This window comes from Streptomyces sp. NPDC005648, assembly GCF_040605395.1.
Taxonomy (GTDB): domain Bacteria; phylum Actinomycetota; class Actinomycetes; order Streptomycetales; family Streptomycetaceae; genus Streptomyces.
Genome location: NZ_JBEXCS010000040.1, coordinates 1 through 12244, shown reverse-complemented (window position 1 = coordinate 12244; position 12244 = coordinate 1). Strand labels below are relative to the sequence as shown.

The 12244-nt window shown below is 71.8% G+C and carries 9 protein-coding genes and 1 pseudogene; 4 read left to right on the top strand and 6 right to left on the bottom strand.

Annotated elements, in window-relative coordinates; all coding sequences use genetic code 11:
- Positions 1–64: 64 nt before the first annotated feature.
- Positions 65–1942, top strand: coding sequence for an MFS transporter (locus ABZT17_RS22925; protein WP_356351422.1), 1878 nt, complete (start codon positions 65–67; stop codon positions 1940–1942).
- A gap of 71 nt (positions 1943–2013) precedes the next feature.
- Here ABZT17_RS22925 and ABZT17_RS22920 read toward each other — a convergent pair whose 3' ends face one another.
- Both ABZT17_RS22920 and ABZT17_RS22915 read right to left on the bottom strand, forming a co-directional pair.
- Positions 2014–2520: a glutathione peroxidase gene (locus tag ABZT17_RS22920; protein WP_356351421.1), complete on the bottom strand. Its 507-nt coding sequence runs from the start codon at positions 2518–2520 to the stop codon at positions 2014–2016.
- Positions 2521–2529: 9 nt separating this feature from the next.
- Entirely contained in the window at positions 2530–3516 is a 987-nt protein-coding gene (locus tag ABZT17_RS22915; RefSeq protein ID WP_356351420.1) for a winged helix-turn-helix domain-containing protein, read from the bottom strand.
- A gap of 74 nt (positions 3517–3590) precedes the next feature.
- Here ABZT17_RS22915 and ABZT17_RS22910 point away from each other — a divergent pair, with 74 nt between their 5' ends.
- On the top strand, positions 3591–4856 hold the full coding sequence (locus ABZT17_RS22910; RefSeq protein WP_356351419.1) for an MFS transporter: 1266 nt from the start codon (positions 3591–3593) through the stop codon (positions 4854–4856).
- A 67-nt stretch (positions 4857–4923) separates the two neighbouring features.
- On the opposite strand, the pseudogene ABZT17_RS22905 reads toward ABZT17_RS22910, so the two are convergent.
- The 4 genes and pseudogenes from ABZT17_RS22905 to ABZT17_RS22890 form a co-directional block, all read right to left on the bottom strand.
- Positions 4924–5685 (bottom strand): annotated as a pseudogene (locus ABZT17_RS22905) (slipin family protein); the annotation flags it as partial.
- Positions 5686–5773: 88 nt separating this feature from the next.
- Positions 5774–6838: an aminoglycoside phosphotransferase family protein gene (locus tag ABZT17_RS22900; RefSeq protein ID WP_356351418.1), complete on the bottom strand. Its 1065-nt coding sequence runs from the start codon at positions 6836–6838 to the stop codon at positions 5774–5776.
- A 190-nt stretch (positions 6839–7028) separates the two neighbouring features.
- Positions 7029–7997: an N-acetylmuramoyl-L-alanine amidase gene (locus tag ABZT17_RS22895; RefSeq protein WP_356351417.1), complete on the bottom strand. Its 969-nt coding sequence runs from the start codon at positions 7995–7997 to the stop codon at positions 7029–7031.
- A 205-nt stretch (positions 7998–8202) separates the two neighbouring features.
- A complete protein-coding gene (locus ABZT17_RS22890) occupies positions 8203–9906 on the bottom strand; it encodes a TROVE domain-containing protein (RefSeq protein ID WP_356351416.1) in 1704 nt (567 codons plus the stop codon).
- Between the two features lie 293 nt (positions 9907–10199).
- Here ABZT17_RS22890 and ABZT17_RS22885 point away from each other — a divergent pair, with 293 nt between their 5' ends.
- A complete protein-coding gene (locus ABZT17_RS22885) occupies positions 10200–10820 on the top strand; it encodes a hypothetical protein (protein ID WP_356351415.1) in 621 nt (206 codons plus the stop codon).
- Positions 10821–10905: 85 nt separating this feature from the next.
- The gene (locus ABZT17_RS22880; protein ID WP_356351414.1) at positions 10906–12102 is read left to right on the top strand and encodes an FAD-dependent oxidoreductase; all 1197 of its coding nucleotides are present in this window, start codon (positions 10906–10908) and stop codon (positions 12100–12102) included.
- Positions 12103–12244: the final 142 nt, after the last annotated feature.

Here is a 12244-nt window from a genome sequence, read left to right as displayed (position 1 = left end):
CAAAGACACGACACGAACAGAAGACACGAACAGCGGACAGGACACCCACGGGGAGTGCCTTCAGGTGGCCACAGCGGAGCCGACACGCGCCGACGACGCCGATCCGGGCCCGGGAACGGGCCCGCGAATACGCGTACCCGCACCACGTGAGAACGAGAAGCGGCGCGAGCGCGAGACCCCGGCCGCCCGTACGGAGGACGGCCACGAGTCCCGCCCGACGCGTGCCTTCCTCGCCCTGCGTGAGCGGCTCCTGCGCCACCCCGTGCTCTCCATCACCGCGCTCGCCGGCGCACTGCACCTCGTCTGGTTCTTCACGTTCGCGAACAGTGGCGGCGACCTAGCGGCTCAGGACGCGTGGGCCGAGTTCGTCGGCCGGCACCCCGACTCGGCGTACAACCTCGCCTGGTACGGCGGTATGCACCCGGTGTCGTACAGCATGGTGTCGCCGTATCTGATGTCGGTGCTCGGTGTCCGTACGACGATGATGATCGCCGGGACCGTCTCCGCCGGGCTGCTCACGATGATCCTCATCCGCAGCCGGTCGGTGCGGAACCCCCTGTGGGCCTCGCTCGCGGGTGTCTTCGCCTTCCTCTGCAACGCGGCCTCGGGACGGGTCACCTTCGGGCTGGGCACGGTGTTCGCGCTGGGCGCGGTCGCCGTGGTGTTCTGCTGGCCCCACAAGTGGCGGTACAAGCGGTGGGCGAAGGCGGCGTGCGCGGCCCCGCTGGCCGCCCTCGCCACCATGTCGTCGCCGGTGGCCGGGCTGTTCGTGGGGCTGGTGGCGGTCGCGCTGTTCCTGCAGAAGCGGCGCCCGGGCGCCTGGGCCCTGGGACTCGCGCCGGCCGCGGTCGTCGCGATCTCGGCCTGGCTGTTCCCCTTCGCGGGCACCCAGCCGATGACGATCGCCTCGGTGATCCTGCCGTTCCTCTACGCGCTCTTCATCTTCGTCCTCGTCCCCAAGCGATGGACGACGGTCCGGCTGACCTCCGCGGTGTACGGCCTCGGGGTCCTCGCCGTGTGGATCGTCAGCTCGCAGATCGGCTCCAACATCACCCGCCTCGCAATGCTGTTCGCCGGGGTCGTGCTGGTGGCGGCGCTGCCGTTCCAGGTCAGGCGCTCGCGCCAGTGGTGGCTGTGCGTGGTGGCCATCGCCGGCTTCACCTTCTGGATCGGCTTCAAGGCCGTCGACGACGTCGTCCGTACGACCCCGCGCGCCTCCTGGGCCCGGGAGCTGGCACCCCTCGTCAACGAGCTCCAGGACGTCGGCGCCGAGAAGGGCCGCGTCGAGGTGGTCCCGGCCCGCTCCCACATCGAGGCGTCCGCCCTCGCGCCGTACGTCAACCTGGCCCGCGGCTGGAACCGCCAGGCCGACATGGAGCGCAACCCCCTCTTCTACGACGACACGCTCAACTCGGCGAACTACCACGAGTGGCTGCAGCGCTGGGCCGTGCACTTCGTGGTCCTGCCGAAGGACGTGCCGGACGGCGACGGGGGCGAGCGGGAGCGGGAGCTGGTCCAGCGCGGGATGCCGTATCTGAGCCAGATCTGGGGCGACGCCAACTGGCAGCTGTTCAAGGTGACCGACCCGACCCCGCTCGCCGAGCCGAACGCGGTCGTGGACCGCGCGGAACAGGGCGAGATGACGATGCGGGTGAAGAAGCCCGGGCGGATCCTCGTCCGTATCCCGTACTCGCCGTGGCTGAGCATCGTCGACGCCGACGGCAAGAAGCTGAAGCCGCCCCAGGAGACGGAGGCCTCCAAGAACCGCCCCGACGGCGATCCGAAGACGTACGACAACGTCAACGGCTGTCTGATGGAGACGGAGAAGGACGCCAACGGCGACAAGTGGACCATGCTGATCGCCCCGAAGGCGGGCACGTACCGCTTGGCTGCGCCGTACACCCTGCCGCGGGGCACTCCCTGCCCCGACGAACTCAAATGATCGTCTTCCTCTGTCGCCGGGCGGGTTCCTCCGCCCGGTGACAGGAGGCTCTACCTGCAGCAGGGGGAAGGTCAGACGGCGAGCTGGGCCTCGAGGGCGGTGATCAGTTCCGCCGACTCCGGCTCGGTCTGCGGGGAGAAGCGGGCGACGACCTCGCCGTTCCGGCCGATCAGGAACTTCTCGAAGTTCCAGCGGATGTCCCCGCTGTGGCCCTCGGCGTCGGCGAAGCCGGTCAGACGGTCGTAGAGGGCGTGCCGGCCCTCGCCGTTCACCTCGACCTTCTCGGTCAGCGGGAAGGTCACACCGTAGCTCGCCGAGCAGAACTCGGCGATCTCCTCGGCGCTGCCGGGCTCCTGCCCGAGGAACTGGTTGCAGGGCACCCCGAGCACGGTGAAGCCCTGGTCGGCGTACTGCTTCTGGAGGTTCTCCAGGCCCGTGTACTGCGGGGTCAGCCCGCACTTGGAGGCCACGTTCACGATGAGCACGGCCTTGCCCGCGTATTGCGAGAGGTCGGCGGAGCCGCCCTGGAGGGCGTCGATGTCGACGGCGAGAGGGGAGCTGTTGTCAGAAAGCGTCATAAGCGGATGCTAACTCCGGTATGTGTCGGGCCGATGTGAGGCCTCGGTGAGCACGGTCCCCGCCGCCGTCCGCGAGTACAGCACCGACCGGCCCGCCCTGCGCCGCTCCACCAGCCCCGCGTCCAGCAGGACCCTGAGATGACGGCCGACCGAGCCGAGGGCCTGGCCGGTGACGGCGACGAGCTGGCTGGTGCTCATGGGGGAGGCCAGCAGGACCAGGACCCCGGCGCGGGCGGGGCCGAGCAGGGCCGCCAGGCTCGCGGGGGCGGGGCGGGCGGCGGGGTCGGCGAGGGCGCCCGCGCAGGGGTAGACGATCGCGTAGCGGTCCGGCTCCTCCCACGACACCCAGCCCGCTGTGGGCGTGACCGGCACGAAGACCAGCTCGGCGCCGGAGATGTCGCGGGGCGGGTACTCGTGCAGATTGACCTGGAGCCGGTTCTCGCCCAGCCATCTCGTCCGCTCCGGCCGCAGCGCGTCCAGCACCGCCGCCCAGCCTCCCTGGCTGACCTGCGCGGTCCTGGCGACCACATCGGCCTCCAGAACGCGCCGGCGCCGGTCCCAGTACGGCCGTACGGTCTCCGTCCAGACGTAGGAGAAGAGGTCGGCCGCGCGGGCGGGAAGGTCGTCGCGGTCCAACTCGGGCGGGAGCGGGCCGCGTTCGAGGGCGACCGTGATGTCGGCGCGGGCCTCGGCGGGGTCGGCGGAGCGGACGCGGGCCACCGCCTCCTCGAAGGTCTCGCCGTCCCTGGGAGCGGGCGTGAGGAAGTCGGCGATCCAGCCGCGGCCCAGGCCCGCGCGGACCAGACGCGCGGTCACCGGATCGGCCGCCAGCCGCGCCCGGTAGGCCGGCGAGTGGGCGCGCAGCCAGGCCTGTTCACCGGGGTGGGCGGCCCTGCCCGTCTGCAGCAGCTGGAGACAGGCGAAGGTCTCGGAGAAGGGGGACAGTACGAAACGGCTGCGGGCCAGCGTGTCCGCGTTCAGCTGCCACCAGCCCATGAGTCCCTCTCCGGACCTTTCGCGTGTCCGCGAAACAATAACCGCCGCTCGGGTGCCCTTCCGAGACTCCCTCCATGCGCAGTTACCGAGACCTCTTCCGCACCCCGGAGTTCACCCCGTTCTTCCTCGCCTCCGCCGCCAACACCGTGGCCCAGACGATCGGCGGCCTGGCGCTCGGCACCCTCGTCTACCGGAGCACCGGCTCGCCACTGCTGTCGGCGGTGAGCATGTTCGGGCCGCAGCTGGCACAGGTGCTGGGAGCGACCTTCCTGCTCTCGGGCGCCGACCGGCTGCCGCCGCGCTCGACCCTCACCGGCATCGGACTCGCCTTCGCGGCCGGTACGGCAATCCTGGCCCTGCCCGGACTGCCCGTGTGGGGCGTCTTCGCCGTCGTCCTGGTGCAGGGTCTCGTCGCCTCGCTCGGCGGGGGCGTGCGCTGGGGACTGCTGAACGAGATCCTCTCCAAGGAGGGCTATCTGCTGGGGCGTTCGGTCTTCAACATGCTCTCCGGGCTGATGCAGATCACCGGCTTCGCGACCGGCGGCGTCCTGCTCACCATCCTCTCGCCGAGCACCTGCCTGCTGCTCGCGGCCGTGCTCTACGCCGTCTCGGCCCTCGGCAACCGGCTCGGACTGACCGCCCGGCCACCGCGCTCCTCCGGCCGCCCGTCCGCCGCGGCGACCTGGCGCACCAACCGCCTCCTGTGGTCCTCCCGCCCCCGCCGCCTCACCTACCTGGGCCTCTGGATCCCCAACGGTCTGGTCGTCGGCTGCGAGTCCCTCTATGTCTCCTACGACCCCCGGGCCGCCGGCGCGCTGTTCGCGTGCGGGGCGCTGGGCATGTTCGCCGGCGATGTGACCGTCGGCCGTCTCGTGCCGCCCGCGGTGCGGCCCCGGCTGGCGACCCCGCTGCTTCTGCTGCTGGCCACGCCGTACCTGCTCTTCGTCCTGCACCCGGCGCCGCCCTGGTCGGCCGTGCTCGCCACCGTAGCCTCGGCCGGTTTCGGCGCGAGCCTGGTCCAGCAGGAGCGGCTGATGGCGCTCACCCCGGACGAACTCTCCGGGCACGCCCTGGGGTTGCACTCCTCGGGCATGCTGACCATGCAGGGCGTGGCCGCCGCCGTCGCGGGTTCGGTCGCCCAACTGACCTCGCCCGCGACGGCGATGACGGTCATGGCGGCCGCGTCGGCCACCGTGACACTCGCCCTCGCTACGGCTGCTCGACGACCGGGGTCCGCGGGTCGGGTGCCGGGGCGGGGATCTCAGCGGGAGCGGGGGCAGGGGCGGGAGCCGGAGCGGCGGCGGGGAGCTGGGCCGGGGTCGACGTCTGTTCCGTCGTGAGCGCCGGGGCCGGGGCCGGGGCGGGCGCCTGGGGCTGGGGTGCCGGCACCGGTGCCTCGCCGGACGTCATCTTCTGCGTCGCCTTGTCGAAGTACCGCAGCAGCTCCACGGGGAACGGCATCACCAGCGTCGAGTTCTTCTCGGCCGCGACCTCCACGACCGTCTGCAGGAGCCGCAGCTGCATGGCCTCCGGGGTGTCCGACATGATCCGGGACGCGTTGGCGAGCTGCTGCGCCGCCTGGAACTCGCCGTCCGCGGTGATGACCCGGGCCCGGCGCTCCCGCTCCGCCTCCGCCTGACGGGACATGGACCGCTTCAGGGACTCCGGCAGCTGTACGTCCTTGATCTCGACGCGGTCGATGTGGATGCCCCAGCCGGCCGCCGGGCTGTCGATCATCAGGGCGAGCCCCTCGTGCAGCCGCTCACGGTCGGACAGCAGGTCGTCCAGGTCGCTCTTGCCGATGATCGAGCGGAGGGAGGACTGGGCGACCTGGCCGACGGCGAAGACGTAGTCCTGGACCTCGATGGCGGCCCGGACCGGGTCCACCACCCGGAAGTAGACGACGGCGTCGACCTTGACCGAGACGTTGTCCTTGGTGATGCCCTCCTGGGTGGGGACCGGCATGGTCACCACCTGGGTGTTCACCTTCCGCATCCGGTCCACGAAGGGGATCAGGAACGTGACACCCGGCTGGCGCGCACCCGGGAGCGCCTTCCCCATGCGGAACACGACCCCGCGTTCGACCTGGTTGACCACCCGCATCCCACTGCGCAGTACAAGCAGGGTCGCCAGGGCGACCAGCACGACTGCGGCGACGGTGCCGTCCATGGGCACTCCATTTCCCCATAAGGATGGTGACAAGGAACAGGACACCGTACCGGGGCGGTTGGATGCGGCCGCGAGTGTCAGGAGAACGTCAAGAATCGGCACGTTCCCGGTCGGGAACGGGCGTCGTGAGCGCGAGCGGGGGCTCGTCGGCGAGACGCAGGAGCCAGCGGGCGATCTGGGTGCCGCCTTCCAGGTCGGTGCCCGCCGCCGCGCCCGGGAAGAGCCGGCCCCAGGAGCCGGCCCGGCCGATCGCGCCGAGCCGCCAGGCCGGGGCCAGGGCATGGCGCAGCTCGGGCAGGGAGCGGCCGGCGGTGGTCCAGGGCTCCAGGTAGGCGTCCCGGAGGCGGGGCAGGATCCCGGGGCCGTGGCGGTCGACGGCCCGGCCGGCGGGCACCAGGAAGCTGCAGAAGGGGTGTGAGACGAGGGCGTCGCCCCAGTCGAAGAACGTGAAGCGGGATGTGCCCGGCGTCCTCTCCGGCGCGTGGAAGACCTGGGCCTCGTGCAGGTCCGCGTGGTCGAGGCCGTCGCCGATCCCGAGCGCCACGAGCTCCGCGCACCACTCGGCCACCCGTGGCCGCAGTCCGTCCAGCACCGCGCGCTCCTCGCCGGTCAGCGCCCCGTTCTCCGCGACGAGCCGGTCCAGGACGCCGGGCAGGGCGGCGGTACGGGCGCCGGGCACCCCGAGCGACTCGATCCGGTCGGCGTACGGCAGCAGGGAGCGCTGCAGCTCCGCGTACTGGCCCAGCATCTCCTCCCAGGCCCCGGCACCGGCCTCGCCGGCATCGAGCACATCGAGGAACCTGCGCCCGCCGTCGGGCAGCAACGACCATCCACGGTCCGCGTCCACAGCGAGGGGTGTCAGCACCTGCCCCGGCACCCATCCGGCGAGCGCCTGGCCGAGCCCCGCCTCGAAGCGGCTGCCGGGCGGGTTGGCCTTGAACCATACGGGCCCGTCACCGCCGTCCACCGCCAGGCGCACCAGCACGGACCAGGGCCGTACCCGCACCCGCCGGGGCCCGCTCTCCCGCAGCCCACGCGCCCCGAGCGCCTCACCGGCCCAACCGAGCGCCTCACCCCGCCACACCGGATCGTCCCAGGGCGTCACCGCCTCGGGATACAGCTTGCGATCCACGGTCTCCGCCATCTCGCTCATCGGTCCATCTCAGCAGTTGGGAAGCGGAAGAGCATCCGGATTATCCGGTGCGGTGCGGTGCGGTGCGGTGCAGCGCGGTGCGGTGTGGTGCGATGCGGTCCGGGGCGGGTGAGGGCCGGGAGAACGTGGCGGTGGTTCTCCTGGCCCTTCCGGCCCTCCGGCCCTCCGGCCCTTCCGGGGCCGGGTGGGGTCAGGCCACGACGGTGAACAGGCCCGTCTTGTCGCCCAGTTTGCCGAGGGAGATCTTGCCGGGGATGCCGTCTGCCTCGCCGCCCGTGTAGCCCAGGTGGCGCTGCCACTTGGCGTAGGCGGCGATGGTGGTCGTACCGAAGGAGCCGTCGCCCGCGTAGGTCTTGGCCAGGTAGCCCAGCTTGACCAGGGCCGCCTCGGTGAGATTGGTGCCGGCCATGTAGGTGACGTGGCCCTGCTTGGCCGTCGGGTCGGTCTTCGCGGCCTGGACCAGGCGGGAGAGGTCGACCCGGGGCTTGCTCGCCGAGCCGGTGGTGGGCTTGGTGGGCTTGGTCGGCTTGCTGGGTTTGGTCGGCTTCGCCGGGGCCGACTTGCCGACGGAGAGCGCGAGTTGCTTCTTCACGTCGGCCCGGAAGTCGTCCATGTCGAAGCTGGGGTCGACCTTGCCGGGCTGTACCTCCTTGTGCCCGGCGACCGAGTTCTCGGACCAGCCGTGAGCCCGGCAGATCGCCGCCGCCCACAGCACGGCCTGGCCGTACTGGTCGTCCGGGTAGGGGTCCTTGCCGTTGCCGAGGTTCTCGATCTCCAGGCCGTACAGCACGTCGTTGCCGTCGGCGTTCGCCTGGTTGTCGACGGGGAGCGGGGACTTCTCGGCGCGCAGCGCGTTCAGGACGTCGAGGTCGACCGCGCCGGCGTGGTTGGCACGGCCGTTGGCGATCGTCCACAGCCCGTCGGTCTTGCCGAGCCAGGCGTGGCAGAGCGGGCCGGGGAGATCGGATCTGCCGTTGTAGCAGAGCTCCTTGTCGCCGTGACCGGCCGTGTGGTGGATCAGTACGCCGATGACGGGGCCGAAGGGCTTGCCGGTCGCCGCGTCACGGTTGTGGGTCTCCCAGCCGGCGTGCTCGTGCACGGTGAGACCCTCGGTCTTCAGCGCGGTGAGCATCTGCGCGGCGGTCAGAGGTGTGGCCATTGCTGCGGTCCTTTCGGATCGACCCGTTGACTGGGCTGACGTGCCAGGGAGGGGCTGACCCGTCAAGGCGTTGCTGTGGGGACCGCGTGCGGGCGGCAATCGCTTTCGTACCTGATCGTCGTGGCGGAAACCACGCGCCGCGCGGGGAGCTGCCCTTTCGGTTGCCCGAATGGGCACGCCGAGAGGGTCTGTTCACAGCGGCTGCTCAGGAACGGCCCGCCTCCCAGGGCCACTTGGCGGCCACGCCCGACTCCAGGAGCGGGATCAGCCGGAAGGCGGCGTCGCTCAGCCCGCCGAAGGTGTGCCGGTACGGACCCGGCGCGGCGTGGGCCATGGCGTAACCGGCCAGATTCCAGGTGTAGACGGGGGTACGGAACGGCACCGGCTCGAACGGGTTGGACCACGGCGTCAGTTGGGTCTGCTCGTCCGTCACCACGACCACCCGGTCGTGTCCGTCGTAGTGCCGTCGGAGCGCCGCGGCCGTGTTGGTGCCGCCGAGGTCGTGGAAGCGGTCCAGGACGTGCAACACCCTTTCGTCCGGGGCGAGTTCGATACGACGGTTGCCGGTGCCGAACTCCACCAGGTCGGCCCGCTCGGCCCGCAGCGCCAGCGCCGTGCCGAAGACGGCCGCCGTGTCGGCCCGGTTGAGCCGGGTGTGCTCGCTGGGCTCGTCGAACATCGAACCCGAGCGGTCCACCAGGACCAGCGTGCGGCCGGACAGTGCGGGCACGTTGGCGAGGGAGTGCCCCAGGGCCGTCTCCAGGGCCTGCTCCCAGCGGCGCGAGGGCGCGTTGCGGTGAGCGGCGAGGTAGCGGAAGGGGAACTGCCGGGAGCGGCGCACCTCGTCCGGGTCGGAGATACGGGCGGCCACCTCGGCGGCCGCCCGGTCGCTCACGCCCGCCCGGTCGAAGTTGCGCAGGTTGCGGACCAGGGCCATCGCGCCCATCGAGGGGATCAGCGCCTCCCACACGGCCGCGTCGAGGGGGCTCTGCAGCCAGCCCGCCACCGACTCCCAGGTCATCCCGGCCGCGGCCAGCCGCTCCGCGCCGTCCGGCGCGGTGACCAGGGCGTACCGTTCCTCGGCGGGTACGGCGAGCAGGGCCGCGTGCGCCGCGAGCAGCGACTCCCCGGCCGGGGGTACGGCGCGGTCGGCGCGGTGGCGCCGGTCGATGGCGTACCTGAACAGAGCGCTCTGCCAAGGGCGTTGGGGGTCGGGGGCGGGGTGGGTGAGCTCCAGGACGTCAGCGAAGCGGTAGGCGTGCGAGGGGGTGTCGTACTTGAGGAGCGCATGACCGGTGTAGAGCCGTCGTACGGCGTCGGAGATCCCGCGCTTGAGGGGCTGGGGGAGGCGGCGCCCGTACCGGGCCGTCCAGTACGCGATCAACTCGCCCGGTTCGTCGGCGCGTTGGAGCACGGCCGCCACGGCCTGGCGCGAATGGCCGCTGGCCCCGGCGCCCAGGCGGGCGCGCACGAACTCGGCCGCGCCGACCAGGGAGGCGGTGCGCATATGGGCCTCGGTGCGCAGCCAGCGCAGCAGCCCGAGGGTCCACTCCGGGTCGCTGACGGCGAGGGCGCCGATCAGCTGCGCGTAGCGCTCGTCCCGGGCGCCCGCCTCCTCGTAGAAGCTGTGGTGGCCGACCATGTTGGCCATGGCGAGGAGGAAGAGCTCGGTCTTCGGCGGGCGGGTGTAGCCGGCGCCGCCCTGGTGGGTGCGGTGGCGGGTGGGGGTGTGGAAGGTGCTGCGGGGCGTGGTGTACGAGGTGGTGTAGCGGGTGGCGAGCGGTGGGAGTGGCCACCGGCCGTGGGTGGAGAGCGACGACGTCGCTCCGCCTGCGGTCAAGCCCGGTATCTCTGCCTGGATCTCGGTCCTGGCCTCGGACTTGGCCCGCTGACGGTTGAAATGCGGCATGCAGAAGGTCCCTTGGGAGACGTTCCCGAAGAAGAGGAGGCGCCTTCCGAGATCAGTAGTGGCACCGGGGTGGTGTTGCGGCTTTGTCAGGAAGTAACCGGGGCACAGCGCATCGGAAGGCGTCGAACAGGCACGGTAGCGGGTGGGGGGGGTGGGCGCACCTGAATTAACCGCCGGGTGGCCGGGTGGCCGGGTGGCCGAGTGGCCGGGAGGTGGTGGTGACAAGGGGGGCCCGGCGCGTCCATGATGGGTGGGTTATGGGGGGTTCGGTGGCTGTGCTTCGTTTGCGGACTGTGCTCCGTTCGCGCCGCCGCGGCCGGCTGCCGCGTGTGGTGCCGGTCGCGGCTGTCCGGGCGGGGCTGTTCTCCGTGCTGGGCACGACGGTCGCGAGCACCGTGCATCACCTCGCCTTCGATTCCATCCCCTCGCTGGGCGTACGGGCGTTGGCCGCCTGTCTGTTGTTCGGCGTCGCCCTTCCCGGGGCGGGCCACGACAAGCCGCTGCTACGGCAGTTGCTGCTGGCGGCCGGCTCACAGCTGGTCGTGGGCTACTGGTTCGTCCGCGCCGACCCCGCGGTGCATGTCCCGGCGCACGCCTACTGGCCGTCCTCCGTGCACGCGGGGGCGCCGGTGGTGGCCGCGCACATGGCGCTCACCGTGCTGGGTGCCGTGCTGCTGCACGGCGTCGACACCTGTCGTCGGCGGGTGCTGTGGGCGGCGGGGCGTGAGCTGCTGTCGCGGCTGTTCGCGCCGTTGTTCGCGCCGCCGCTCGTTCTGGACGCGGGCCTGGTGGGCCGTCGTCCTTGTGCCGGGACCGTCGTCGACGGGCCGGTGCGTCTTCGCCTTCTCCTCGCGGACAGTGTGGTGCGGCGTGGGCCGCCCCGCGTGTTCGTTGCCTCGCGATCTGACCTTTGACCCGATTCGGGAATCGTCATGTCCGCGTGCGGGCGCTCGAGTGCGCCCTGCTCGGGGGAAACAGGGGAGACAGGGGAGACAGCTGATGTCCGAGAACACGTCCACAGTCATGTCCAAGACCGTTGTGGTGATCGGGGCGGGGCCCTACGGCCTCTCCACCGCCGCGCATCTGAAGGCGCGCGGTCTGAGTGTCAGGGTGTTCGGCTCGCCGATGGCGAGCTGGGCCGAGAACATGCCGGCGGGGATGCTGCTGAAGTCGCCGCCGGCCGCGTCGATGCTGTCCGCGCCGAAGCCGGGGTTCACGCTCGACGAGTACGCCCGTGAGGTGGGGGAGGCGCGGCTGAGCGGGCACGATCAGGTGCCGGTGGAGATGTTCGTGCGGTACGGGCGGTGGTTCGGGGAGCGGCTGGTGCCCGAGGTGGAGGACGTGCGGGTGACTGCCGTCGGGCGGCGGGGTGACGGGGGGTTCCGGGTCGGGCTTGCCTCGGGGGAGGAGGTGCGGGCGGGGAGCGTCGTGGTGGCCGGCGGTATGGACGGTTTCGCGTATGTGCCGGGGGCGTTGGCGCCGTTGGTCGGGGAGGGGCTCGTCTCGCACAGTTCGGACCATGCGGACCTCGGGAAGTTCGCGGGGCGGGATGTCATCGTGGTGGGGGCCGGGCAGTCGGCGCAGGAGAGTGCGGCGTTGCTGCACGAGGCGGGGGCTCGGGTGCGGCTGGTCGCCCGTACCGAGAAGCTGGTGTTCGGGGCGGGGCCGACGGCGGGGCCGCACTGGCAGCCGGATACTCCGCTGGGGCGGTCCTGGGCGTTGTACGCGGTGGTGCATCAGGCGGCGGCGTTCCGGTTTCTGCCTGACGCGGCGCGGTTGCGGCTGGTGCGGAGGGTGTTGGGGCCGTTCGGGTCCTGGTGGCTGAAGCCGCGGCTGGACGGGGTGGTGCCGATGCATCTCGGGCGGCGGGTGGTGGAGGCGCGGCGGGACGGCGAGCGGGTGGTCGTGTCCGTCCGTGACCGGCAGGGGCGGGACGAGATCCTGGACGCGGACCATGTGCTGGCGGCTACGGGGTACCGGGTTCGTGTCGACGCGCTGGGTTTTCTGGGGCCGGAGTTGCGTGCGGGGGTGACGCGGGTGGGTGGGTTTCCGCGGCTGGACCCGGGGTTTCAGTCGTCGGTGCCGGGGTTGTACTTCACGGGGATCCAGGCGGCGGGGACGTTCGGACCGCTGCTGCGCTTCACCTGCGGGACGGAGTTCTCGGCGCCGCGGTTGGCGGGGGCGGTGGGCGGGTGATGCCTGCGGCGCAGGCGGGGGTTGGGTGGGGGCTTGTGTAGCGCCTGGGGGTGGTGGGTGAGTCGGGGCCGGGCCGGGGGGTATCCGTCCTCGGTCGGGCGCCACTGTTTCTTCGACAGGGCACCCGGTGCCGGACGCCCGC